Source organism: Leptothoe sp. EHU-05/26/07-4 (assembly GCF_043421015.1).
GTDB lineage: Bacteria > Cyanobacteriota > Cyanobacteriia > Phormidesmidales > Phormidesmidaceae > Leptothoe > Leptothoe turfae.
The window spans coordinates 25,421-50,962 of the sequence record NZ_JAXSQV010000005.1; the positions used below are offsets into that span (position 1 = coordinate 25,421).

The window sequence follows — 25,542 nt, forward strand, 5'->3', positions numbered from 1 at the left end:
GTCAGAGCTATTTTGATTTTTGCCTTTGGATAAAGTTGTCTAACGTTTCCTGTAACCATTCTTTTTCTGCTATCGAAAGCGATATACCAAACTGATGACTGTAGACACCTTCCCGCAGTGCCAAAGTCTTCACAGGCTGATCGTTACTTAGCAGAATTGTTTCTAAAGTCACCCTTTCCAAAGTAGCAACATGACCTTGATGAACGCTTTTACAAATCAACATTTTTCGTTTGAGGGTAAAACGCTCTTGACTAATGTCTAACGTAACGTGTTCAAGGGCCGTCCAAAAAGCTCTCCAAGCGAGGCCTAGGCCAATCGCCCAGAAAGGTACAAAAAAAATAACAGCTGCCCCCAATGAGAAAACCGGTAAAATGGCCAAACCTACAAACCAGGCAATACTATTCCAGGCCAAAGCCACGTTGAAATGTCCTCTGAAGGCCGCTCTTCTTAACCCTGTGGGTGGGATATTTAGGAATAGGTGGTGACGACCGTAAGTCAGTTGAATATCGCTACCGGCAGGATATTGGAGTCCTTTTGTTGCAGTCAGTCTAGGTCTGGTCAACGCCAACCTAGCAGTTCTAGCAGACTCAAATCGCTCTTCGGCTAAAGGCTCAATCAACCCCTCTAACCAGTTGGCAAATGCCTCAGAAACGTTGACTACTCCACGGAAGTCCATCTTCAGACGTGTTTGTGGCAAATCCGCTGGATTTTGATGGGTGAGCAGATTGATCAACGTTGCCCCAAGGCCATAGAGATCCGTGGTGGGATAAGCATGGCCACGAAATTGTTCAGGAGCCATATAGCCAAAGGTGCCAACCACCGTGCTACCAAAAGCAATGGTATTGCGATACACACTCTGCACCGCTCCAAAATCCACCAGAAAAATCCGATCATCATGACCACGAATAATGTTCTGGGGCTTAATGTCCCGATGGATGATGGGTGGACTTAGGCTATGGAGGTACTCCAGGATTTGCAAAATTTCAATGGCAATGTGTCGAGTGTCTGCTTCTGAGAAGCGTGCACCAGCAATGACTAAGTCTGAAATGGACTGCCCTTTAGCTAATTCTTGAACAATGTAGAAGTAGTGATCGCAATCTGTATCAACCTGAAAATAGTCAACATATTTGGGAATGCCCGGATGGTTGAGACCCTCTAGAACCTGAGCCTCCCGCTCAAATAGCTCTAGCTTTTTCCAATCGCTTAATCCCTTGAGTGATAGCTCCTTCAGGGCCACATGGTGCCCTGTAACTCGATCTTCTGCCTCATACGTGATGCTACTGCCCCCTTGACCCAGGACATCAAGAATTCTGTACCGATTCTTGATAACGGAGTTGTTTGGCTGGGCGTTGTGCATTTGGGATTATGTCCACTGGGTAGGGGCCATTTCTTGGGGCACCAGGTTTGGGAATGGTTCTGGTTCTACCTCTACTTCTTTGGGCGCGGTCTCTTCAAGTAAGTCCCAGATCACTTGCAGCAATTCGTCTAGACCCTGGCGGCTGACAGCGGAGATCCCAAAGATGCGATCGCATCCACTGCTAGCCATCAGCTCTTCAGTGACAACCTCAAGCTCATCCTCAGGAACTGCATCCACCTTATTGAGTGCCAGTAGCTGCGGACGATCTGCTAGCCCGTGACCGTAGGCGATGAGTTCTTGCTGAATCGTGTGGTAATGCTCAATGGGATCCAACGTCGTAATGTCGATGACATGTAGAAGCACACGAGTTCGTTCGATATGGCGCAGAAAATCGTGCCCCAAGCCAGCTCCAGCATGGGCTCCTGCAATGAGTCCTGGAATATCAGCAAATACAGTACCATCGCCTGTGGGTTTGCGCACCACGCCAAGGTTAGGTACTAGGGTGGTAAATGGATAGTCCGCCACCTTTGGCTTGGCTGCCGATAACGCGGAAATCAGCGTTGACTTACCAGCATTAGGCAGACCAATGATCCCGACCTCCGCCAGCAGCTTTAGTTCTAGACGAATCCGTCCCTCTTCTCCGGGGAGTCCGGGTAAGCAGGTCTCCGGTGCTCGGTTACGATTGCTCAAAAAAGCCGCATTGCCGAGGCCGCCTTTACCCCCCTCGGCCACACATAAGGTTTGACCCTCGGTGACCAAATCCCCCAGTAGTTCGCCTGTTTCGGCATCGTAGATCATGGTGCCGCAGGGCACTTCTACAACCAGATCCTTCCCCGTTGCCCCCGTCATATTTTTAGGGCCACCCCGTTCGCCATGTTCTGCTTGAAAGCGGTGGGCGTAGCGAAAGTCCAGCAGTGTTTGTAAATCGGAGACCGCTTGGAGAATGACTGAGCCGCCATTGCCCCCTCTACCGCCAGATGGCCCACCTGCTGGCACATATTTCTCTCGGCGAAAGGCCACTAGACCATCGCCACCATCGCCCCCTTGGACGTCAACTTCGGCTTGATCAATAAATTGCATAAGGGGGAACGGGTAGACGGTAAAAAGAAGTAGCTAACTGCCCTACTGTAGCTTTGCTATTTCCAATTGTATCTGCTCAGTTAGCGCCTCATCCTGACGATGAGCAGCAGTTATTGCGTTAAACAGATCAGTAGTGAGACCTTGTTCCTCTACTAAATCTTTGGCATTGTTACAGTATTTGATCAGTAAACGCCGGACTTGAGGCCTTACCTCACGTTTAAGCTCTGATAAATCATTGGTGCTCATACAGCGTAAATCGTGCCGGGTAATATCCTCATTAGCAAGTTGCATGATGTTGCTGATGTCAGCGCGAGCGTCCCAGCGAATTTCTTCGATAGCTAGTATGGCAGCAGCGTAGTTGCCGATTTCTTCCTCTGTAAAACTCTGGGCGTAGACATTTTGCCAGAGTGTAGATAGCGGGAACCAGGCAATGGCAAGTAGGCTGGCACTAATGCCAACTGCCCAGCGGAAGTGACAGGGGCTGTCATTACTAGAGCAACGAGTAATCATCATGGCAATACCTAGCAAGATTTGACCAATTTTAGTGAATAAAACGGGAGTACTGCATGGTAAGCCTTTAGACCGGCTTGAAGCAATGTGCTAGTTCGATGACTTTGGTATGTAATGTTACAGTTTCTGGCGCTCCCTGTTTAAGGGAATATTCAAGGGATAGTAGCAGTTTCAGGGCATTTTGCAATTGTGAGGATGAGATGCCATATATCTCTTTTTGTAAAAAATAAATACGTTTAGGATTGCCGACATCTGCCGCTTGGGCAATGGCTCGGGTATCCCGTTCACCGGATTCGGTCATAAGTTTGACCCATAGCCAGGTGCGAAACTGCCCTACCAGGGTGGCGACGATGCGCAAAGCGGGTTCATTGCGCGTTAGTAGTTCGGTAATTAGGGTCAGGGCTCGGTCTGTTTGGCCCTGGCGCAGGGCTGCCGCTAACTGCAGACTGCTTTGGGTGCTAGTGGCCACGAGGGCATGAACCGCTTCGGGTGGCAGTGCCTGTTTCGGTTGGGGCCAATAGGTTTTGAGTTTTTCCAGTTCGTTATAAAGACGGCGAGTGTCGGCACCAATTGCTTCTCCCAGTAGGGCAGCTGCCTGGGGAGTGAGTTGCAGTCCCACATCTTTAGCAACCTGATATACCTGATGTTCAATCTGGTCCGTCTTCCACGGCGGGATGGTGTCAAACTCGCGGATATCAGCGTATTTTTTGATGAGTTTGGTGGACTTTAAGCGTCCATCAGGTTTATTGTTACTGGTCAGCAGCAGGATGGCGCTATCAGGAATTTTGGGCAGTGTCCGCTCTAGTTCAGCCACAAGGTCGGCAGAACATCGCTGACAAACGGGGGTATCAACTAGCCACACAACCCGTTTACCCATGCCAAAGGGGGGTGTCATGGCCTGATTTAACCCTTGGATGATGGCGTCGGACTGCTCCGGTGGGATTTTTTCGTAGTTAAAGCTAGCCCAGTCAGGGTTGAGGTTGCGATCGCACAATGCGCGTACCGCCTTTTTCATCCGAAACTCATCGGCACCCCAAAAGAAATAAACCGGCATTTATGGTGAAATGAAAAATTCCCGTAGGTTGGGTAGAGCTTTGCGAAACCCAACACCCAATGGTATCTCAACCCAACTACCCGCTTAATAATGCTTCGACAAACTCATAGCTAGAGAACGGTCTTAAATCCTCAATCCCTTCGCCGGCACCAATAAACCGAATCGGTAGGCCTAGTTGCTGCACCACCGCCAGGGCCACTCCACCCTTGGCAGTACCATCCAATTTTGTCAGCACTACGCCGCTAAGATTGGCCGCTTCTGAAAAGACCTTAGCCTGTCTGACACCGTTCTGCCCCAGGGTGGCATCTAGCACTAGCAGTGCTTCTACATTGGCGTCCGATGCTTTCTTATCGACAATGCGTCGGATTTTGTTGAGCTCATCCATCAAATTCTTTTTATTTTGTAGACGGCCTGCTGTGTCCACCAGGAGTAGCTCTGTATTGCGTGATTGGGCAGCGGCAATGGCGTCAAACACGACGGCAGCTGGGTCAGTGTTTTGCCCTGGATTAGCAATGACGTCGACCCCGCTGCGGGCTCCCCAAACTTTGACCTGCTCCACGGCAGCTGCGCGGAAGGTATCCGCTGCTGCAATCAGGCAGTTATAGCCAGATTTTTTCGCAATGTGGGTGAGCTTACCGATGGTCGTGGTTTTACCGGCTCCATTGACACCCACTATCAACCAAATGTTGAGCTGTTCACCTTCGGGCACAAACAGTAAGTTGTGATTTCCCTCAAGCGGACTATCCAGCATCTGTCGCAGCAGCTTTTTAAGATAGCGAATGGCGGCTTCAGGCGGTAAGGTCGCCTCACGCATTTTGGATTGGAGAGCTTCGATAATCTGATCGGTGGCTTCTACGCCGACATCAGCTTGCAGCAACAAGGCCTCAATTTCGTAGATGGCATCTTCATTAAGCGGTCCCTGCCCCACAACTGCTTTCAGCTGATTGACCAGGCCCCGTCGAGTTTTGCCTAGCCCTTGACGTAACTGGTTAAGCCAGGTGATTTCTTCAAGGGATATGTCATCCGGACGTCGCCCTTGGGATGCTAAAACCTCGGCTGACCAAAGAAATGCCTCGTCTAAATCGACATCGGGCATCACCATTGGCGGTTCTGGTTCTGGCTCAGATTCCGGTTCTGGCTCAGGCTCAACGATGGCAGTTTCCTTTAGTTTGGCCAAGCGTGCTTCTCGTTCCGCCTCGGCTGCTTTGGCCCAGAAGGGAGCAGCAACGGAGGGGGTAACTTCTGTTAATGCTTCCTCTGCTTCCTCTTGCTCAGTGATTGCAGGAGTTTCTTCCGGCGTAGAAATCTCTGTGGACACGTCTGTAGAGACCGGAGTTTCTGCCGCTGGTGCAGCGGCTTTACTCCCTACTGGAGCCTCAACTGCTGGCTCCGGTTCAGATTCTGGTTCCGGTTCCACGGGCTCAGGCTCGGGTTCCGGTTCTGCTTCAGGTTCCTCAACGGTTGCCTGTTGCTGCTGAATATTTTGGTAAGCGGCCTTGGCCCAAGCTAAATAGTCTTCAGCACTGGCAGGTGCATCACTGTCGTCTGCGGCAGCCTCCGCAGATGTTGAATCATTTGTTGTTTCATCTGTTTTGGCATCCTCTGTTTCAGAGGACTCGTCATAGCCACGGCGAAACCAATTAAATGAAGACATAGGTCAATGAATGGGCAATGTTCAACGTGTAGAGTGGGCATCACCCACTGATGTAACAATCAGGCCTGTTATAAATTTGAAATTTGGTTGCAAACTTAAGGTTCATCATCAGAAGGCGTAGGGTCAGGGCTGCTCTCTGATGCCACTTTCGATAATTTCAGAGGTGTTGATCTGGCATCCAGTTTTTGGCTTGCTAGCTGATCTGTCACTCGACGCATAACACCATTGATAAACCGGTAGCCTTCCTCATCACTGTATCGTTTGGCGATTTCGATGGCTTCATCGATCGCAATTCGTTTATCCACTGCCAGATACAAAATCTCGGTGAGAGCAATCCTGAGAATATCGCGATCCACCCGAGCCAAACGTTTTAAGTTCCACCCCACCATGGCACTGTCTAGCTGCTGGTCAATGTCATCACGATGCTGGGTGAGTTGGGTGATAATCCTTTGGGAGTAATCCTGAATATCTTTACGACCTGCCAGTTGCACAAATTCTGGTAGTTCTGTGGCAGCCCCAAGCCGGTTAATAGCAGTTTGCACCTGTTCAATGGCACCCTTGACCGTTTCTTGGGCACTGCGAAGATCGCCAGAGCGAGTTTCGCTATCGAGCAATTGGCGGTTACCCCGCACCAGTTCTGCCGATGCTGCTTCTAGGGTTTCTTTCACCTCGGCTGTGAGGGTGCGAATGGCTTCGGTCAACAATGTGTCAACAGATGGGCCAGAAGTTTGCTTACTACGTTTTGGATCGTCCGTAAGCTGACTCATGCCAAGGAGGGCAAGCTCACGGGCAATACGACGGGATTGCATGGCGTTTGGGAATGGGTGGTCTAGCTCAGATATCTTATCAGCCAGTGTGTGGGCGGCGCGGATATACGAGGCTATCCTTGTTGATCAATATTAACGAGTTCAACTCTGGTTTCAGGGGATTCAGCTGTTTCGGACTCAGCCTGTTGGGATGTGGACGAGTCGAATGGTAAGGCCTCTCCGTCTCCAGCAGGTAGTTGGGGTCTGTCTGAATCTTTTGCTACCAAGGCCTCAGCTAGATTTGGCCCAACAATACCGCCTGATAGCAAAACTTTGAACGCTTCTTCAATAGAGATACTGAGGTTAACCACATCAGCCTCGGGAACAACTGCATACCAGCCACTGGTGGGATTAGGCGTAGTGGGCACAAACACACTCAGCATCTTGGAATCAGGATTCATGGATGTGACGGAGCTGGTGACAAAGGCAATGGCCCAGATGCCTCGACGGGGATATTCCACCAACACCACACGGCTAAACTGACTTTTGGTGTCTTTTAAGACAGTCTCAAGTAGCTGTTTCAGAGTTTTATAAACTGAGCCAGCCAAGGGAATAGATTGGAGGATGCGCTCGCCAAGATCTAATAGCCAACGACCAGCAATATTGCGAGCCATCAGACCAATGAGCAAGATGGCTAGTAAAGGTACCGCAAATCCAACGCCTAAATTAAAGAGGGCTACTAGAGCTGGGTGTAAATCAACAAAAGGGTTTAACTGCTTGGGAAATTTGGTCAGCGCACGAATTACCCAGCTGGCTACGGTAATGGTTAGCCAAATCGTTGTGGCTAGGGGAATAATCACCAGAAGACCTGCAATCAGGTCATTCTTCAAACCTTGCTGGAAATTTTTTAGCACGGGCTGACGTCTCGGTTGTAGTCGTAGCGGTCTATTTCAGTCAAATAAGCTGATTAGGTAGGGCCTGTTTCAGAAAACTGGAATGTTTCGCAGTGTCACTTATCACCATATATATCCTAAATTATTGTGGCAAATGCTGTGATCGGTCCGGGGATCGGTTATACGTGGTAGCCAATTGAGGGAATAGGCAGTAGTTCACTGAGCGCCAAGATTCAAGCGTTTTAGCTTTTTGCTACAGATGTTGGCATCCTATGCCCTATTGTTCACCAACCACTACAGCTGGAGCACTTGTCTTGCCAGCGTTAAGTAGATAAAGACTCCAAATACATCTACGACGGTGGTAATAAATGGGGCTGACATCAGCGCAGGGTCAAAGCCTAAGCTTTGGAACAGAATGGGTAGAGCTGCTCCGGCGCTGGATGCCAGGACGGAAATTGCGATCAGGCTCAGGCCTACGGTGAGGGCTACGCCTACATTGATAACAGGCAGGATGTATAGCACTCCGGTGACGACTAGGGCCAGCATGAGACCCAGGAAAGCACCTGCGATCGCTTCTCTACGAATCACCTGGAACGCCTCTCGTAGCTTAAGCTCATCGGTGTTCAAACCACGGATCACCACGGTGGATGACTGAGCGCCTACGTTACCCCCGGTACCGATCAGTAGCGGGATAAACGAGGCTAAGATTGCCACCTGTTGAATCAAATTTTCCTGGCTTCTGATCACGGCAGCGGTAAAGGTATTGGCCACCAGCAGTACTGAGAGCCATACAACGCGCTTACGAGCGACCGTTAGCAGGTTGGTCTGAAAGTAGTTATCACCGCCAGACTGAACACCGCCCAAGGCATAAATGTCCTTGGTGGCTTCTTCTTCGAGGATATCGATCACGTCATCAACGGTGATGATGCCCACCAGCCGTTCCTCAGTATCGACAACGGGCACTGCCAAAAAGTCGTAGCGTTGAATCAACCTGGCGACTTCTTCTTGGTCCACACCTGTTTGCACTGAAACCACTTCGCGGGTCATCAGCTCTCCAATGGTTTGATCGGGTTGACCGGTCACTAAAATTCGCAGTGACAAGATACCTGTGAGACGACGGGCTCTGTCGGTGACATACAGGTAGTACACCGTTTCACTAGCACTGGCCAGTTTGCGAATGTGATTGAGTGCCCGTTCCACCGTCCAGTTTTCTTTTAGGGCGATGTATTCGGGGGTCATGGCCCGCCCAGCTGTGCCTGCCTCATAACCCAATAACAGGGCTGTGGCTTCGCGTTCCTGTGCACTCAGCTGTTGCAGCAATTGTCGTACCACCTTGGCGGGGAGTTCATCAAAGAGGCGCGCCCGGTCGTCAGGCGACATCTTGTCCACAATGTCGATGACGTCCTGGCGCTTAAAGTCCTCAACCAGGGTTTGCTGAATGCTGGAGTCTAGATTTTCATAGACTTCAATGGCTTCAGCCTTAGACAGGAGGCGGAAGGCAAGGGCCTGCATCGTATCAGGCAATCCTTCGATAGCTTCAGCGATATCCGCAGGCTGTACAGGGACCAGTAATGCTTTTGCCCCTTGGTAATTGTTCTGTTCTAGGAGAGCCTGAAGTTGCGATCGCACCAGTTCGCGCAGTTCCCTGCGCGAAAATGATGCAGTGCTTGTAGCCTGTTCAGTGTCCGTCAAGGAAGGTATGCCCAATCCAGTTGCCTATAGTCTAGTGGTGGAATGGGTCTAGAACGAAGAAAATCCTGCAAATTTCTCAGGCACATAATTTAGGAGGATGGACATTTCCCACCCTCCTGATGGTTATGCTGCCTTTAATCCCCGGTGTCTCAACAGCGCGTCCGTGCTAGGCTCACGTCCGCGAAATGCCTGGAATACCTCCATGGGATGACGGCTGCCGCCCAAGGCCAGCACCGTATCGCGGAAACGCTTACCAGTTTCCTGCACAGCACTTTCGTTATCAATGCCCACCTCCTCAAACGCTGCAAAGGCATCGGCGCTGAGTACCTCGGCCCAGAAGTAACTGTAATAGCCTGCCGCATAACCACCGGCAAAGATATGGCCAAAGCTGCATAAAAACGCATCCTCAGCTAAGGGTGGCAGCACCGTAGTTTTTTTGGCCAGTCGATCCCGCACATCCCAGATGGTCTCTGCCCCATCAGGCTGATAACGAGAATGCAGTTCAATGTCGAGCCAACCAAAATTCACCTGGCGCAGAATGGCATTGCCGGTCATAAAGTTGCGGGCAGCTAGTAGCTTCTGGTAATCGGCTTCAGGCAAAGGCTCGCCAGTCTCAAAGTGCCGTGCCATTTTGAATAGGGTATTACGGTCGTAGCACCAGTTTTCCATAAACTGACTGGGCAGTTCGACCGCGTCCCACTCCACATTGTTAATGCCCGCAGCCCCTGGATAGTCGACCTGGGTCAGCATATGCTGTAGCCCGTGTCCAAACTCATGAAACAGGGTTTCTACTTCTCGGAAGGTCATCAGGCTGGGTTTGCCATCAATGGGGGGTGACTGGTTGCAGACAAGATAGGCCACCGGTAGACGCACGGGTAGTTTAGGCTCTGTATGGGCACGCACAATGCATTCATCCATCCAGGCACCGCCGCGTTTTTCAGCGGGTCGACTGTAGGGGTCAAGATAGAAATAGGCAATGGGTGCACCGTTGCCATCGGCAATGGCAAAGTAGCGCACATCTTGATGCCAAACGGGAGCCTCCCCATCGACGGCCTGAATTGTCACCCCAAAGAGGCGATGGGCTAACTCAAACAAACCGTTGAGTACCTGAGGTAATGGGAAATAGGGTCTGAGCGCTTCGTCGTTAAGATCAAACTCTTGTTCCCGCATGCGTTCTGCCCAGAAGGGGATATCCCACTGTTTCAAGTCGTTAGTTGTCGATGCGTTGTGCGCTAGCGCAAAGACTTTGAGATCTTGTAACTCTTTAACAGCAGCGTCATAGCTGGCACTGCGCAGTTCTTCCATCAGCTCCTCCACTGCATTGACTGAGGAGGCCATTTTTCTGGCAATGCTGAGATTGGCGTAGGAATCAAAGCCAAGGAGATTAGCCTGTTGTTTTCTGAGGACCAGGGTTTTATCAATCAGGGGTGAGTTATTGAGATCACCAGAGGACGCACGGCTGATGTAGGCGCGGTAAACTTTTTCCCTCAGGTCACGACGCTGGCTGTGCTTCATAAAGGGACCATAGCTGGGAATATCCAGGGTAATTCGCCAGGGGCCTGCTTCTGCAGTAGCCGATTCCTCTCCAGCATCGCGGGCTGCCTGAGCCGCTAGACTTAACAAACTAGAGGGCAAGCCAGCAATGTCTTCCTGGGTTGTTAAGGTTAAGCTAAAGGCTTTGGTGGCATCCAGCACATGGTTCGAAAACTGGGTTGATAGCTCCGCCAGCTGTTGTTGAATTTGGTTGAAGGTTTCCTTAGCGTCACCTTCTAGACCCACACCTGAAAGTTCAGCATCGCGGATGGCTGCTTCCACAATGCGTTTTTGTGCAGGGCTGAGGTTGGTGTCTTGGGCCAGTTGTTTGAAACCGGTGTAGAAGGCTTTGCTCTGGCTTAAGCGGGTGGCAAACTGTACTAAAGCAGGCTGCACAGCTTCATAGGCGGCTCGGAGTTTGGGGCTGTTTTTAACGCCCATTAAGTGTCCTAAAACACCCCAAGTCCAACCCAGCCGCTCACTGATTTTAGTTAGCGGTTTGGCTAATCCTTCCCAGGTGGGGCTCATGGTTTTTTCCAATGACTCCAAGGCTGTGGTGAGTTCGCCAATCAACTGCTGGATCGCGGGTTCTACTTGATCGGGCTGAAACTGATCAAATGGAGGGAGACCATGGCCAGTCAGAAAAGGGTTGGTTGCTACAGCGGGAGCACTGGTAGTTGCCTTAGAAGTCATAGGTTGCTTTGGAAAAAAATTAAGTGTGACAGAATTCTCAGAAAAACTAACTTCCCGGAATTATTCCGACTTATCTATATAATGTTAGTTCGATTTTTGGTGAGTGTGGGGGTAGAAATTACAAGGGCTTGTTCTAAAGGATTCTAATCGGTGTTATGGGCATTTGGGACAACCCTGATGGAGTTTTTCCTGCAAGGCAATGCCATGAAGCCCTCTGTTTAACGGGCTTCGATGGTTTCTGGATCCAGAGCCTGCAAAATACGGGCAGCTTGGGTGATGATGCTTTCACCGCCACTAACGACGACTAAATATTCTCCAGCATCAATGCGATCGCGATAAGGTGTTTCGTTATTGTTAAACAGCAACGCAGGACCACCACAAATAAAGAAGCTGCCCATTAGTCCAGACCCAGCGCCTAGCAGACCTCCTAAAAGCTGATTGCCTAAGGTGCCTGTCCACTCAAAGGTATTCAGACCTGTAATAGCATCAAAGACAAAGCCTCCGCCAAACCCAAAGGGGACTAGCCAGGTGGCCATGCGTCGTACCTGAGTCCAGGCGGCTTCTTTAGGATTTTGCAGGCCAAACTCGTCAGTGGTCGGACACCCCTCACCCAGAATAGAGACATCGTCCATGGAAAAGTTGCTGGACTCTAGCCTGGCATAGGCTTCTTCGGCATTGGTGCGATCGCAAAAAGCAGCGACAAGGTATCTCATGGGGATAGAACAAGTAATGGCTCCAAGTCAGGGCAAACCCCGATATGTTCTATTATTCCTCGTTGACTACATTTTGGGGGTAACAACTTAAGCCGGGAAAAGTTCTGCGTGTAACGGTTGTATCTGATGTGCTTTATATGACCGTCTAGGCATTGGCAGCTCATCAATCGTACTGAGAATCCATTCAAATAGGTCCGGAAAAGGCTGTCTAAAGAGTCGTTGTGCGGCGGTGGTGCCATCGGGTCGTTTCAGGTCGAAATTGTGAATAATGGTAAGCACCTTCAACGACTGATGAGAAAAGCCTCGGTTGACATGATGGCGCTGCGACAAATAGCCATTGCGCCCTTCGACAGCAGAGGAGGTGCGTTGATACTTTGCACACATCCACTGACACCACTGCACCCAGTGTTGGTGTTGAGGGGCATCCATCTGTAGGGTCATCGTCTGGGCCATGAGCTGATCATAGGCATCGCTAGCGGCCTGTTGATAGCGAGATTTGAGGTGAGGCTGTCGAGTTTTATCAGCTTGTTGTAACCAGTAGACCCAGGGCAACAAGGCTGTCAGTACCCAATTTTGGAGGTCAACCTCCTGAGTTTCAGTGGCTAAGGCCTGGATCACCCACTGCCACCAGGCATGAATCCCCGTGGCAAAATGGGGGATCTGAGCTTGAAAGGTGGCAATCGCTTTTTGAGCCGTATCGCCCCCATAGAGACAAGTCAACTTGCTCAAGGTGCTCAAGGGAACGGTCAGTTGTGTGGTTAAGCCGTCGAAGAATTGCCATTGGGCCGTGTCGAGCGTGAAGGGATGGACCGCTTGGCTAATGTCTGCCAAGGCCTGATGGTAAATGTGTTGATCTTGTTCAAGCTGTTGGTGTTGGTGAGAGAGGGACTCTAGCTGCGAAGACAAGACCTGTTGCTTGGCCTTGTCTGTTGTTTGGCCTAATTGGTGGTGAAGGGTGTCTACTTGTTTTTCAAGCTGAGCGAGTTGACGTCCCAGAGCACTGCCGATAGGACGTCCGAGCGCCCGCATCGCATGGAATAGATCCGCCACACTGGCTGTTCCCAGACCGCAGAGCGCTAGTTTGACCAAGGCACGAGCTCCATCACTGACCATAAAGTGACACTGCCATTGGGTCTGATGCCACCAGGTCTCAGTCTGTTTGAGCCAAGTGTCATAACGGCGGTTCTCACATTCCACTTCTGTAAAAATGAACCCACTGGCTAACTCCACCAGCACCAGAATCGGCAGGCCAAAAAAGGTTTCATCCCCTCCGAGACAGATGCCAGGTTTGTTGACCGGTTGGCACTGCTCGGCTTGCGCCGTTTCGTAGGCCATTATGGCCTCATAGAGACGGTGTTTGAGTTGACGTAGCGCACTCGCAGAACTCCCCACATGGGTATCGAGGTGAACGGCTTTGAAGAACTCCGATAGGCTCTCGGCTCCTACCCCGTGCTTAATGCCAAAGTGATAGATCACCCCCACCACCAGACGTAATAGCCAGGCAGTCCCAGCCGCAGTTTCCCACAAACCTGATTCCGGATGCTGGTTGCGACGTGCAATGGCCTGATGATGACGATGCACACTACTTTTGCTGATGCCAAGGGTGGTTGCTATCGACTCTATCCCTTGCTTTGCATTCGTTTTGATACAATCGGCGACTTTTTGACTGCGCTCTCGTATAGTAAGAGACATCGTTCCCAACTTTACTTTGCATGGGTACGATACATGGCTCTGAGCATTGCTGCAGAGCTCTTTTTCTGGTCTTTGACTGAGGTGTTTATTTATACACACCTGAAAGCTGTATTTATTTCCCGCCTTAAAGAGTTACCCCATTTTGGGGGTTGTTGTTTTGCACAGAGCAGCTGTCCACCTATGGGGGGATTGCCAACAAACACCCACCTCACTAAACCATGGGTATTATGGGGCTACCCGTTGGCCTGAGAGTGTTTGAGCACGCCAGCTAGAATAAATGCGATCGCAGACTCTGCGTAGGCTTCTATCGCCTGGGGTGCTCGCCATTCACTTTCTGGCACTAAGTTTCTCAGATTGTTCTCCGCATTAAAGTAAAAAGTCATTGTTCCCATGATGTGAATCATCGTTAACCAGGGGTCCAGGGGGCGAAAATAGCCTTCATCCATCCCTTTTTGTAAAAAACTCACCCCCAGGTTAATGGGCACTTCCCAACCCGTGAGCTTAAAATACCTACCTTCATTACCCATGGCCTCATGGAGCAGTACCTTGCCCTGATAAGGGTTGTTAACTTCATGGGCTACAGCCGCCCGCAGGAATGTCCTCAAAACATCCGGTGGCGATAGATTCTCTAAATTTAAGGTCTCAACAGCCACCAAAAAAGTAGCCGCATAGCGCTCTAACACTGCCTGGTACAACTCTTCCTTCGTACCAAAATAATAGTGAATCATCGCCTTGGTGCAACCGATGTTGGCAGCGATCGGCTCCGTTCGTGCCCCTGCTAGCCCATGACGTGCAAATTCCTCTTCGGCCGCATCTAAAATTTTTGCTTTGGTGGCTTCCGGGTTACGGCTTTGCCGCTTTGCCGATGAGCGTTTTGACTTGGCTGACGACTTCACTACAGGCTTCGCAGATAGAGGATTCTTACCTCCAGGATACAACGCCACTCCGAGGCATATTGACCGGTTTCAATACCTGAGTTAACTAACCAGTTAAAAAGTTATTGACAGATTTAGTTAGCGCCTTTAAATTAACTAACAAGTTAGTTTAACTATTTGGTTAGTTAATTTAGCTTAACCTTGTCGTCTTTTCGTCAGACTTATGACAACAACTTTGCAGAGACGAAACCAATCCGGTCCGTGGCAGCAGTTTTGTAACTGGATAACCAGTACAGAAAATCGTCTTTACGTGGGATGGTTTGGTGTTTTAATGATTCCCACTCTATTGGCAGCCACAGCCTGTTTTGTGCTTGCATTTATTGCAGCCCCTCCCGTTGACATTGACGGTATCCGTGAACCTGTAGCAGGTTCATTGCTGTTGGGCAATAACATTATTTCTGGGGCTGTAGTGCCCTCTTCCAATGCGATTGGTTTACACTTCTATCCCATTTGGGAAGCCGCTTCCCTTGATGAGTGGTTATACAATGGGGGGCCTTACCAACTAGTCATCTTTCATTTTCTTATTGGCATTTTCGCTTATATGGGTCGTGAGTGGGAGCTGTCCTATCGTCTGGGTATGCGCCCTTGGATTTGTGTCGCCTACTCTGCTCCGGTGGCTGCAGCTACCGCAGTGTTTTTGATTTATCCCATTGGTCAGGGGAGTTTTTCCGATGGCATGCCCCTAGGTATTTCCGGTACCTTCAACTTCATGCTGGTGTTCCAGGCAGAACACAATATCCTGATGCATCCATTTCATATGATGGGGGTAGCAGGCGTATTTGGCGGAGCACTGATCAGTTCCATGCACGGTTCTCTGGTAACCTCTTCCTTGGTGAGAGAAACCACTGAAATCGAGTCTCAGAACTATGGCTATAAGTTTGGGCAAGAAGAAGAGACTTACAATATTGTGGCCGCCCATGGTTACTTTGGTCGCTTAGTCGGACGCACGAATGAGATTCTCTTGGGTGTAGATGCTAATAGTCGTTCTCTGCACTTTTTTATGGCGGCTTGGCCCGTCATAGGCATTTGGTTTACGGCTCTGGGTATCAGTACCATGGCCTTCAATCTCAATGGATTTAACTTTAATCAGAGCATCCTTGATTCCCAGGGACGTGTCATCAGCACTTGGGCTGATGTTATTAATCGTGCCAATCTGGGTATGGAAGTGATGCATGAGCGTAACGCCCATAATTTTCCCCTTGATCTGGCCTCAGGCGAGGCAACTCCTGTGGCGATAGCGGTTCCTTCCCTGACTAGCTGAACATTACTCATCGAGTAATGTTCTCATTCGCCATAAGAAATTGAACTGCCTGATTTGAAAGATCTTAACTTAAACGAGATTACTAGACCTGGTTAGTAACTCTTGTTATTGAAGTGATGATAGAGTGCTCCTATCTTATGGCATTCAGTAGATTGCTATAAGATAGGAGCTTTTTTCTGAGTTTTGGACGTTGATTGATTTTGTTGCTTTAGTACGATTGAACCGTATTTTGGGGTGTTGCTACATCAGGTTGTATTGATTTATGGCAATTGCTTTTTAAGCTTCGATTCCCAAGGAATTCTCGTATCTAAAGGAGATTGTTGTCTTAGGAAAAGATGAGTCGTTAGCTTGTTTTCTTGGGAGAGATTTGTAAGATAGGTAGTGCTTGTTCCTAACAAAAGAAAAAACGATAGCTAGAATGACATCAGGTTAACCACTGATGAATTATGAAGTGTGCTCTAAAACCGTTGACTTGTTTCTGTTTATTGTTGGCTTTATTTCTCAGTCTTTGGCTACAGCCAGTGGAGGCATCGCTTTCCCTTTCAGATCCTCGGATTAACCGGCTGGAGTCACAGTTGCGATCGCTCCAATCCCAGGTCAACCGCCTTCAGTCTCAACTCCCTCGCGCTGGCAACAGTAGGCCCGCTCCCATTGACCGTCCGCCCAGCCCTGAAACACCATCCTTTGATCAGCAGTTTGATACCCTGGCAGTTTTGGTTATCGAATTGCAACAGCGAGTATCGGTGTTGGAGACCAAACTAGAAGAAATGGAGGAGCCTACCCAGTAGCTTTGGGTTTTCAAGCTTTTTCATCGCGCACCACGCACCATGCACTACCAGTATTAAACTTCTTCATTGTAGGATTCATAGGTAATTGGGATTTGAGCCCAACTGTCTAGTTCATCACAGAGCCAACGAATTTCTTGATAGCTACCATTAATGCGAATGGTGTGAAATGGCCCTTCGCTTCTCAATTTAATTTTATACTGAGGAATTTTGTCAGGACCTGCCGTCATGTGAGTTAAGGATTGCTTAAACAACACTCTCTCTCTGTTTCCATGAATCTCTGTTAACGAGATCAGGGTGCCTTGAATCGACTTCTCAAATGTTATGGAGTAAATTGCGTGGCGTTTGCTCCGTTTATTCATGTGGAAATAAATAAGCAGTAGAATGATGAGGGCTGGCCAGATCAAGCCAGTAACAACTAAGAGAATTAAAAGAACGCCTGCTAAAATATTGCCAAAAGCACCAAAGGTTTGCGTTAGCCGACTGCTGATGACAGCTGGCAAGAGAAATTCGAGTTTGAATTTTTTAGAGGGTACCTGGATATTAAAATGCTCTTGGGTCTGGCTCAGCTGAATGGCGCTATTTTGGGGTGGTGGTACTCGGAGCGGATGAAGACCGTCGGCCGGTTGTGTGGGTGATTGATTGAAACGTTCCCGGGCAATGGCGGCTGTTTGAGGCCGTTTAGCAATGTCAGGTTCCGTTAGCCATTCTAGCCAATGGACAAATTCGGGGCTTAATCTGACCTGATCGGCAAACTGTAACCGCATATCTTTTTGCGGTAAATTGGCGGGGTGTAGCCCTGTAGCGAGGTAGATTAGTGTGGCTCCTAAACTGTACAGGTCTGAAGCTGGAACCGCTCGCCCACCAAATTGTTCCAACGGCATATAGCCATAGGTGCCCACAATCGTGATTGTGCTACCTTGTTGCGGTGCTTGAATGCCACCAAAATCTACTAGATAAAGCTGTCCAGGATTGTTGCCAGTGCGCTCTGTGAGCAACAGATTGCTCGGCTTAATATCGCGGTGAATAACGACTGGTTTACGATCATGCAAGTAATCAAGAATGTTGAGTGCTTCTTGGGCAATGTAGTGCAGGTCTTCTTCACTAAAGGTGCGACCAGTCATAATCCAGTCTTGTAGAGACTTAGCCTCTATGTAGGTCTGTACGAGTAAAAAACCTTTGCCCAAGTCTGTTTCAATATCCACAAAATCCAAGTATTGGGGAATTGCCGGATGATCTAACGACTGTAACGCTGCACTTTCCCGTTCAAAGAGTCTAAGGGTTTCCCATGTAAAGTCAACGTCAAATAGCAGCAGCTTGACGATAACGGTAGTGTCTGTCTGTAAGTCGGTGGCAACGAAGGTGCGACGTCCTGGTTTTTGGCTGAGGCGAGCGCGAATTTTATAGCGTTGGCACAGCACCTGATTGAGGAAGGGATCCATGGTATGAGGCGCTAGTCAATAATGTAGGCAATGTGGCGTAGTCCCATTGGAACTAGATACAAGTTTATAGTGCTAAATTCCAGATCGTTCGATTAACAGTCCGATAGCTGAGCAATGTTAACCACAATTTCATCGATGATTGCTCGCATGGCTGTGGCTGAGAGATCGGCATTGTTTAAGAAAATGCTAAATACCATGGGTGGATGGTCTACAGGTTGAAGATAGCCAGCCAAGGATTCATTGTTGCTTACATATCCCGTTTTGCCTTGTAGATTTCCTTGAACGGGGGTGTTCTGAAACCGGTGGATTAAGTTTCCTTGTTCTCCAGCAACGGCGAGAGACCTGCGATAGACTTCGCTATGGGAGTGGAAGGCCATCGCTTGCAGTGTATCAACCAACGTGCGAGGGGTGACTAAATTGTGTCTCGATAACCCTGATCCATCCACCATTTGATAGCTGTCTGAGTCAACGCCCAAGCCCTCTAAAATCTCTTTGACAGCCTCTGTGCCAGCTTGCGTGGCGTCGTCGTATTCTGCTGCGATTGTTCCTAAGGACTTGAGTAAGGCCTCTGCATAGAGGTTGTTGCTATCTTGGTTAATCGTTGACAGCCATTGAGAGAGTGGCGGTGATATGACTGTTGCCATCTCTGGCATTGGTCGATCGGGCCAGCTGGATGTCAGCGCGGTTAAATCTACTGGAGTGCTGGTCTGGCGCAGGCTATTCGCTAGTTGTTCCATAAAGTGCTCCCCTGGCTGGGTGATGGCAATGGCAAATGGATCTGGCCCAGCATCAACGCTGAGGTTACCAAAGACATGCAAAATGGGTTGGCTCCAATCACGACCAACGTCTGCGGTTAAAGGCTCGCCTGCTGCCACGGTGCTGGAAGTGTTGTATATTTCCCAACGAGTAGTCTGCTCTGGGGTAGCCCACTCCACCCGTAGTGGTTGGCCTACCTCTGTTGGGTATAGGGTCACCCCTAAAGCATTTTCATTTAAAATCAGACCGTTGGCTGAGGCTCCATAACCTGCCAATACATCTTCCCATTCCCAGTTGGGATGCACAGTGCGGCCAGCAAAGTAGCTGTCATATCCTAATAGCTGATCGATTTTTTTGATTCCCTGCTGGGTAATTTGCTGCGTTAGGCTCTGGAGTTGGTCGTTGCCAAACGTAGGGTCGCCTCTTCCTATGACATACAAATGGGTCTGTTCACCCTGTTGCTGGAGGTGGGCTGAGGTCTCGATTTGAAAGTCTGGGCCTAGTTGCTGGAGCGCGGCGGCAGTGGTCAGGAGTTTTAAGGTGGATGCAGGAACAAACCATTTGTCGATATTCCGTTCCAGAATGATCTGGCGTTCTGAAGGCTGAGCTGCTTGGGTTTCTATAAGTAGTCCCAGATGGGCTCGGGTGAGGTTGGGGCGGGTTGCGATCGCATCAATCTTGTCCACCAAGTCTGCCCGACAATAGCGTTGGGCAACAGCTGCTTCCCCTGATAGCCAGAGACTCAGTCCCCAGATCAAGCCGAATACCCCCTTTATGGACACACAAAAGAATGTCTGTATCCTCTGGGATGGCCCAATATCAGTCTGTTCAGGTTTCTGGACGCATTGAAGAGTCATGGCAGTTCTAAGTAAATAATGCAACCTGCTTTAAAGAGGTTAGCTAGAAAATTTACTAACACCCTGATGACAATGGATATTGTTTGAAGTCTTAGTGAAGTCGCCGTTCAACTCCGGATATAACCCGATATATCGAGCATGTTGGAGTGGTAGATGCACCCTGATTCCGAGCCCTGGAGATGCATCTTTGGGGCTCTTTCTTCTCCTTTTGGAGGGTGTAACACTCAAAACGTGTAGATTGTTCAATGCACACCGTACACTGACTTTTCGCCCTTGCACACCGTACACTGACTTGTCGCCCTTGGGAAAACTCAAGATACAAAAGTAAAGCTTGTTATCTGACATTAGAGAAGACATAACAACAATATTGCCCTTCGTACTTCTTAACGTCTCCGAGACTTTTTCCCATTATTCAGATGGCGGGCTGTTTATCCTTTAGCCTGTTCTTTAATTGCGTCAATAATTTGACCGTTCGCCTTAGGAAACGGGTAACTATCAATTTCATCCAGGGTAACCCACTTGATTTCATCACATTCAATGGGTTTGGGCTCACCGCTGATGTGGGTACAGTTAAAGACATTCAGCGTCACCTTAAAGTGGCTATAGGCATGGTCAACCGTAATTAGCCGGTCGTTGACCTCAATATCAATATCTAATTCTTCTTTAATCTCCCTCTTGACGCATTCCTCAAAACTTTCGTTAGGCTCGATTTTACCCCCAGGAAATTCCCATAGGCCTCCCAGTAGGCCTTCTTGCTTACGACGGTCAATGAGAATGCGGCCATCATTGTCGTGGATAACAGCGACACCAATTTGCTTATGGGGCAGAGGAGCACGAGATTCGGTCATGGGTAGTTCAGACTGTAGATTTTGACGGTAAGCGGTGCAGTAGCTTTGCCATGGGCATAGCAGGCACGATGGCCGATGACGGGTGCATAGGGTGGCCCCCAGATCCATAATTGCCTGGTTAAAGTCGCGGGGATGCTGTGGGTCCAAGATTTGCTCGGATAGCTGCCACAGTTCTTTCATGGCTTTTGCTGGAGGCTTTGGGAGGGCCACCAGTCGAGCTAACACCCGTTTCACATTACCATCGAGGATGGCGACAGGTTGGTTGTAGGCGGCACTGAGGATGCCTCCGGCGGTGGTGCGGCCAATACCGGGGAGTGCGATCGCATCCTCAAACGCCTCTGGAAACACGCCATCATGCTGCTTCACAATCAGTTGTGCCGTCTTGTGTAAGTTGCGAGCTCGAGCGTAATATCCCAGCCCTTCCCAGGCTTTAAGTACAGTTTGCTGGTCCGCTTTAGCCAGGTCTGCCACTGTCGGAAATAACTTTAACCAGCGCTGATAGTAAGGCAGCACCGTTTTGACCTGGGTCTGCTGCAACATGATTTCCGAGATCCAGATGGCATAGGGATCTCGGCTGCGTCGCCAGGGTAAATCACGACCTTGTTCGCCATACCAAGTCAGTAAAGCTTGCCGTAGTGCGGGGGCCGCATGCCCTAGATTGGCAGTCCCCCCAAAACTTAAAGCAGATGCCTGGGATAAGGACATCTGCTTTTGGCCATATTTACCGTCAGCACTGTCGTGCACGCTGTATTGTGTTCTCTTTGCCTCACCCACTGTGGATCAATCTTGACTGTTGTTTCTGATCCTGCCATGGGTGAGCGCATTTGCGCGATCTAGACCGCGTTATTCCTGTAGGTCAGTTTCCAGGCTACCCATCAGTGTGGTTTCCATGGCCAGACGTTGCTCAGCGCCTTTAAGGAAATAGCCACCCATCATGGCCGAAGCTAGCAAGCGACCTAGATTCTCACGGCTAGTCGTGACAGAGACATCAAATCCTTCAGAGGGTAAGCCACCCAACATCGCAATGATGTTATGTTCCATTGCCTGCATAACATCACTTGATACCGGACGCGATAGCTGTGCCACTGTCTCTGTTTCCATAGACTGCACATATTGCATCAGAGAATTGCCCTGTACAGCAGCCCCACCCATAAATTCGGAATTTGTGTTGTTAAAAGACTCGTTAGTCATGATTGCCTCACTCAAAACGTGGCTGGTAGCGGCTGTTAGGTCTTTTGCCGCTGTAATGCCAATTTAACAAAGCCATTTGAATCCTCGTAGTGAGTAGAACCGAACTGCGAGGTGGGGATTTTCTCTGGAGAGACGTTGCATGCAATGTCTGTACATCAGAATGGAACCTATAGGTTACGAATGGGGAAATTGATTATTTCTCGATAGAAGAGTGAACAATTTCCTGAGCTTAGAAACTTTGCAATGGAGAATTGGCCAGATCATAAGGGCTATTTTCATGGCCCACTGCCCATTCCCTATTCCCCATTTCCTGACAATCCATATAGCTTTGACCGACATCGCTGCTATCTAAGCTACAATTGTTAAGGTTTTTTACGAAACATCACACCGCTAGTTCTGGAAGTTCCAACCCAATGAGCCTTCCCATCCGTAACGTTGCAATCATCGCGCACGTAGACCACGGCAAAACAACCCTGGTCGATTCTCTCCTTCAGCAGTCTGGTATTTTTCGGGAAGGTGAAGACGTTCCCACCTGTGTCATGGACTCCAATGACTTGGAGCGTGAACGCGGTATTACGATTCTTTCTAAGAACACAGCCGTTCACTATCAAGACACGCTGATCAACATTATTGATACCCCTGGTCACGCTGACTTTGGCGGTGAGGTAGAGCGCGTACTCGGTATGGTAGATGGCTGCATCCTGATCGTGGATGCGAATGAAGGGCCGATGCCTCAAACCCGCTTTGTGCTTAAAAAAGCATTGGAGAAAGGTCTGCGTCCCATCGTGGTCGTGAATAAGATTGACCGCCCACGGGCAGAGCCCATGGGTGCCGTGGACAAGGTTCTGGATCTGTTTATCGAGCTGGGTGCTGATGACGATCAGTGTGATTTCCCCTATCTGTTTGCTTCTGGTTTGGCTGGCTATGCCAAAAATGAGCTAGAAGACGAAGATAAGGATATGCAGCCTCTATTTGAGGGGATTTTGCATCATGTTCCACCACCAGTCGGTGATTCTGACAAGCCTTTACAGTTGCAGGTCACTACCCTGGCTTATTCCGAATATTTAGGGCGGATTGTGATCGGTAAGGTTCACAATGGGACTATCCGTGCTGGTGAACAGATTGCGCTAGTCAAAGAAGACGGCAAGATTGTTAAGTCTAAAATTTCGAAGCTGATGGGTTTTGAAGGCCTACAGCGCACTGACATTGAAGAAGCCACCGCTGGCAACATCGTTGCAGTCGCCGGTTTTGCCGATGCCAACATTGGTGAAACCCTCACATCTGCTGACAACCCCCAAGCCTTGCCGCTGATTAAGGTGGATGAACCCACGCTGCAGATGACGTTTGCTGTGAATGACTCCCCATTTGCAGGTAAAGAAGGTAAGTTTGTTACCTCTCGTCAGATTCGCGATCGCTTAATGCGCGAGTTGGAAACCAACGTAGCGTTGCGTGTGGAAGAAACCGATTCTCCCGACCGCTTTGGCGTATCTGGTCGTGGTGAGCTTCACCTGGGTATTTTGATTGAAACCATGCGTCGTGAGGGCTACGAGTTCCAAGTGTCTCAGCCGCAGGTGATTTTCCGTGAAGTCAATGGCCAGCCCTGTGAGCCCTATGAGCAGCTAGTGATGGATGTGCCTGAAGATGCTGTGGGCGGCTGTATGGAGCGCCTGGGTCAACGTCGCGGTGAAATGCAGGACATGATGGTGGACGGCAATGGCCGTGCCCAGCTTGAGTTTGTGGTACCTGCCCGTGGTCTGATTGGCTTCCGGGGTGAGTTTATGCGCCAAACCCGTGGTGAGGGCATCATGAACCATAGTTTCTTGGATTATCGCCCCATGTCTGGTGATGTGGGTGCTCGCCGCAACGGTGTGCTGATTGCCTTTGAGGAAGGTGTGGCCACGTTCTACGCGCTGAAGAATGCTGAGGATCGCGGCATCTTCTTTATTGAGCCTGGTACTAAGGTGTACAAGGGCATGATCGTTGGGGAGAATAATCGGCCTCAGGATCTGGAGCTGAATATCTGTAAGGCTAAGCAGCTAACCAACCATCGGGCAGCGAGTGGTGATGAGCTAGTGCAGTTGCAGACACCCCAGGAAATGGGTCTAGAACGGGCGCTGGAGTATATTGCGTCGGATGAGATGGTTGAGGTAACGCCTGAGTCGATTCGTCTGCGCAAAATGCCGAAGAAGAAGCTAGCGAAGAAGCGTTAAGGGTTGGTCTGTAAGCGTCCCCTGAGCGGAGTCGAAGGGGATGTTGGCTTCGACTCCGCTCAGCCAACGGTGCTGCTCAGGCAACGGCTTCTCTGGGATGGTTACGGTTGGTAGATAAATTTGTGAAAATGCCCCGATGGTTGAGTGCCATTGGGGCTTTGTTATGTCGCACAACTTACGATTTTTGTGCCCTCATATTTTTAGAATGAAATAGCCCTACTAGTATTAAAGAATCATGCGGTTTGGTTGATGTGTGCGTTGAAAAAATTAGAGAAAAGCATCTCAAACCATATATTTGGTCATACTATGCCGCTGCATGAGTTCAAAAAAATTGTCCAAGGCACTACCCATAAACATCGTCACAATCTTGGAAAACTAACCGCCTCTGGTTTTGGTAGTGATGTTGATACTCTGTGTAATCACATTCGCTATCTCAGGGCAGGTAGTATTGGGCAATTGTTTTGGGATGAATCGTGGAAACAAGTTGTAACTGATGTAGCTGATCACATTGGTATTGAATGGTTAGCCACCCTCAAAGGACGACGCTGGAAACAATTAGAAACTCATGAAATTGAAACAGCTGTGGTCGCTAAGGTTTTTCAATATATGTTCGACCGCCTGACTCTAGAGCAACAAGAGCAAGTAATTATGGAGACGCAGCGCAGTAGTAATGACCCCAGAGTAGAAGCTTTTTTACTTACAGGTAGTGTTATGACTGTTGCTAAGGTCAGTGGGTTTGGTGTGTATCTGATGGCCAGTACCGTACTTGGAGGGCTGACTAGCACTCTGGGTATTACTTTGCCTTTTGCTGTGTATATGGGAATGAGTCAAGCAATTGCCCTCGTGATTGGTCCAGTGGGTTGGTTAGCCCTTTTGGGCGGTCTCTCATTTACGCTTAACCAGCCCAACTGGAGTCGTCTTACTTTGGCCGTAGTTTATGTTTCAATGATTCGCAATTCTCCTGCGACAAAATAGCTCTGGTAGTAAAGTGAGCCAGTCATTTAAGGCTCTTGGTTGGTTCCTGAAACTCTTTTGTGGAAGTAGTGCGAGATTGTCACTGACCTCGATAATCTCCAAACCAAAATCAACACCCTCCGCACCCTCCAACCCCAAACCGCCATCGAACTCGATGCCCTGCTCCCCGCCATCCTCGACAAAGCCTTCAAAGGCCATGTCTAAAGACCTATCCACCCATCACCCAAATCCCATCACCCCACCGCTGAGTAAATTGCGCCTGTACTAGGCTTAAACCCAGGCTCCATAACGAGTTGAAGGTTCCTTATGGTTCAGGGGCGGGTAGCAAGCCCGATGAATTTTGAGGCTTTCCTGGATTGGTATCCAGACGATGGTTATCGGTATGAATTGATTGAGGGCGTTGTGGTTGAGATGTTGCCAACCGGTCCCCATGAAGATATCGGCGGCTTTTTGAGCGCAGAGTTCAATTTTGAAATTCGGCGAAATAAGCTACCTTATTCGATTCCTCGTACTTGTCTAGTGAACCCCCATGCAGAAAAGTACCAAATTCGATGGTTTGTAGCGGGAGAAAAGTTGGTTTCTAGGGTATTTCCTGAGTTGGATTTGACTACAGATGCCGTATTTGCGTCAGGGACCTAAATCTCATCTGGATCGATGCCGAGCGA

At 49.3% G+C, this 25,542-nt stretch carries 22 protein-coding genes; 5 read left to right on the plus strand and 17 right to left on the minus strand.

Going from position 1 to position 25,542, the window contains the following annotated elements; all coding sequences use genetic code 11:
- Nucleotides 1–7: 7 nt before the first annotated feature.
- The 12 genes from U2F10_RS18700 to U2F10_RS18755 all read right to left on the minus strand — a co-directional run bounded on the left by U2F10_RS18700 (nt 8) and on the right by U2F10_RS18755 (nt 14,513).
- Entirely contained in the window at nt 8–1,357 is a 1,350-nt protein-coding gene (locus U2F10_RS18700) for a serine/threonine protein kinase (protein WP_499873016.1), read from the minus strand.
- Nucleotides 1,358–1,363: 6 nt separating this feature from the next.
- Nucleotides 1,364–2,437 (minus strand): GTPase ObgE, encoded by a 1,074-nt coding sequence (gene obgE, locus U2F10_RS18705; RefSeq protein ID WP_163701509.1) that lies wholly within the window; start codon nt 2,435–2,437, stop codon nt 1,364–1,366.
- A gap of 42 nt (nt 2,438–2,479) precedes the next feature.
- Nucleotides 2,480–2,950 (minus strand): DUF4168 domain-containing protein, encoded by a 471-nt coding sequence (locus U2F10_RS18710; RefSeq protein WP_499873017.1) that lies wholly within the window; start codon nt 2,948–2,950, stop codon nt 2,480–2,482.
- A 64-nt stretch (nt 2,951–3,014) separates the two neighbouring features.
- Nucleotides 3,015–4,001: a DNA polymerase III subunit delta gene (gene holA / locus U2F10_RS18715; protein WP_499873018.1), complete on the minus strand. Its 987-nt coding sequence runs from the start codon at nt 3,999–4,001 to the stop codon at nt 3,015–3,017.
- A gap of 76 nt (nt 4,002–4,077) precedes the next feature.
- The gene (ftsY, locus tag U2F10_RS18720) at nt 4,078–5,655 is read right to left on the minus strand and encodes a signal recognition particle-docking protein FtsY (RefSeq protein ID WP_163666495.1); all 1,578 of its coding nucleotides are present in this window, start codon (nt 5,653–5,655) and stop codon (nt 4,078–4,080) included.
- Between the two features lie 95 nt (nt 5,656–5,750).
- Nucleotides 5,751–6,464, minus strand: a complete 714-nt coding sequence (gene nusB / locus U2F10_RS18725) for a transcription antitermination factor NusB (RefSeq protein ID WP_163666497.1) — start codon at nt 6,462–6,464, stop codon at nt 5,751–5,753.
- Nucleotides 6,465–6,535: 71 nt separating this feature from the next.
- Nucleotides 6,536–7,315 carry a DUF502 domain-containing protein gene (locus U2F10_RS18730; RefSeq protein WP_163666499.1) on the minus strand — a complete coding sequence of 260 codons (780 nt, stop codon included), beginning with the start codon at nt 7,313–7,315 and terminating at the stop codon, nt 6,536–6,538.
- Nucleotides 7,316–7,588: 273 nt separating this feature from the next.
- Entirely contained in the window at nt 7,589–8,986 is a 1,398-nt protein-coding gene (mgtE, locus tag U2F10_RS18735; protein WP_163666501.1) for a magnesium transporter, read from the minus strand.
- Nucleotides 8,987–9,109: 123 nt separating this feature from the next.
- Nucleotides 9,110–11,212 (minus strand): M3 family metallopeptidase, encoded by a 2,103-nt coding sequence (locus tag U2F10_RS18740; RefSeq protein WP_499873019.1) that lies wholly within the window; start codon nt 11,210–11,212, stop codon nt 9,110–9,112.
- A 218-nt stretch (nt 11,213–11,430) separates the two neighbouring features.
- Nucleotides 11,431–11,925, minus strand: a complete 495-nt coding sequence (locus U2F10_RS18745; RefSeq protein WP_006516645.1) for a hypothetical protein — start codon at nt 11,923–11,925, stop codon at nt 11,431–11,433.
- 87 nt (nt 11,926–12,012) lie between these two features.
- A complete protein-coding gene (locus U2F10_RS18750; RefSeq protein ID WP_499870936.1) occupies nt 12,013–13,617 on the minus strand; it encodes a DUF6399 domain-containing protein in 1,605 nt (534 codons plus the stop codon).
- 233 nt (nt 13,618–13,850) lie between these two features.
- The gene (locus U2F10_RS18755) at nt 13,851–14,513 is read right to left on the minus strand and encodes a TetR/AcrR family transcriptional regulator (protein WP_499060689.1); all 663 of its coding nucleotides are present in this window, start codon (nt 14,511–14,513) and stop codon (nt 13,851–13,853) included.
- A 202-nt stretch (nt 14,514–14,715) separates the two neighbouring features.
- Between U2F10_RS18755 and psbA the strand changes: the two genes are divergently transcribed.
- Complete coding sequence (gene psbA / locus U2F10_RS18760; RefSeq protein ID WP_499060688.1) at nt 14,716–15,813, plus strand: photosystem II q(b) protein; 1,098 nt, start codon at nt 14,716–14,718, stop codon at nt 15,811–15,813.
- Nucleotides 15,814–16,259: 446 nt separating this feature from the next.
- Nucleotides 16,260–16,601 carry a hypothetical protein gene (locus U2F10_RS18765; RefSeq protein ID WP_499060687.1) on the plus strand — a complete coding sequence of 114 codons (342 nt, stop codon included), beginning with the start codon at nt 16,260–16,262 and terminating at the stop codon, nt 16,599–16,601.
- Nucleotides 16,602–16,654: 53 nt separating this feature from the next.
- On the opposite strand, the gene U2F10_RS18770 is transcribed toward U2F10_RS18765, so the two are convergent.
- The 4 genes from U2F10_RS18770 to U2F10_RS18785 form a co-directional block, all read right to left on the minus strand.
- The gene (locus U2F10_RS18770) at nt 16,655–18,040 is read right to left on the minus strand and encodes a serine/threonine protein kinase (protein ID WP_499060686.1); all 1,386 of its coding nucleotides are present in this window, start codon (nt 18,038–18,040) and stop codon (nt 16,655–16,657) included.
- A 92-nt stretch (nt 18,041–18,132) separates the two neighbouring features.
- Nucleotides 18,133–19,653, minus strand: coding sequence for a D-alanyl-D-alanine carboxypeptidase/D-alanyl-D-alanine endopeptidase (dacB, locus tag U2F10_RS18775; protein WP_499060685.1), 1,521 nt, complete (start codon nt 19,651–19,653; stop codon nt 18,133–18,135).
- Between the two features lie 428 nt (nt 19,654–20,081).
- On the minus strand, nt 20,082–21,275 hold the full coding sequence (gene mutY, locus U2F10_RS18780) for an A/G-specific adenine glycosylase (RefSeq protein WP_499873020.1): 1,194 nt from the start codon (nt 21,273–21,275) through the stop codon (nt 20,082–20,084).
- Between the two features lie 69 nt (nt 21,276–21,344).
- Nucleotides 21,345–21,692: a DUF760 domain-containing protein gene (locus tag U2F10_RS18785; protein WP_163666515.1), complete on the minus strand. Its 348-nt coding sequence runs from the start codon at nt 21,690–21,692 to the stop codon at nt 21,345–21,347.
- A gap of 413 nt (nt 21,693–22,105) precedes the next feature.
- On the opposite strand from U2F10_RS18785, the gene typA reads away from it, so the two are divergent.
- Both typA and U2F10_RS18795 read left to right on the plus strand, forming a co-directional pair.
- Complete coding sequence (gene typA, locus U2F10_RS18790; RefSeq protein ID WP_163666517.1) at nt 22,106–23,902, plus strand: translational GTPase TypA; 1,797 nt, start codon at nt 22,106–22,108, stop codon at nt 23,900–23,902.
- A 306-nt stretch (nt 23,903–24,208) separates the two neighbouring features.
- Nucleotides 24,209–24,877 carry a hypothetical protein gene (locus tag U2F10_RS18795; RefSeq protein ID WP_499873021.1) on the plus strand — a complete coding sequence of 223 codons (669 nt, stop codon included), beginning with the start codon at nt 24,209–24,211 and terminating at the stop codon, nt 24,875–24,877.
- On the opposite strand, the gene U2F10_RS18800 is transcribed toward U2F10_RS18795, so the two are convergent.
- Nucleotides 24,845–25,075: a hypothetical protein gene (locus U2F10_RS18800; protein WP_499060682.1), complete on the minus strand. Its 231-nt coding sequence runs from the start codon at nt 25,073–25,075 to the stop codon at nt 24,845–24,847. The two genes, U2F10_RS18795 and U2F10_RS18800, sit on opposite strands and share 33 nt — an antisense overlap.
- A gap of 108 nt (nt 25,076–25,183) precedes the next feature.
- Between U2F10_RS18800 and U2F10_RS18805 the strand changes: the two genes are divergently transcribed.
- On the plus strand, nt 25,184–25,516 hold the full coding sequence (locus U2F10_RS18805) for a Uma2 family endonuclease (protein ID WP_499873022.1): 333 nt from the start codon (nt 25,184–25,186) through the stop codon (nt 25,514–25,516).
- Nucleotides 25,517–25,542 lie beyond the last annotated feature (26 nt).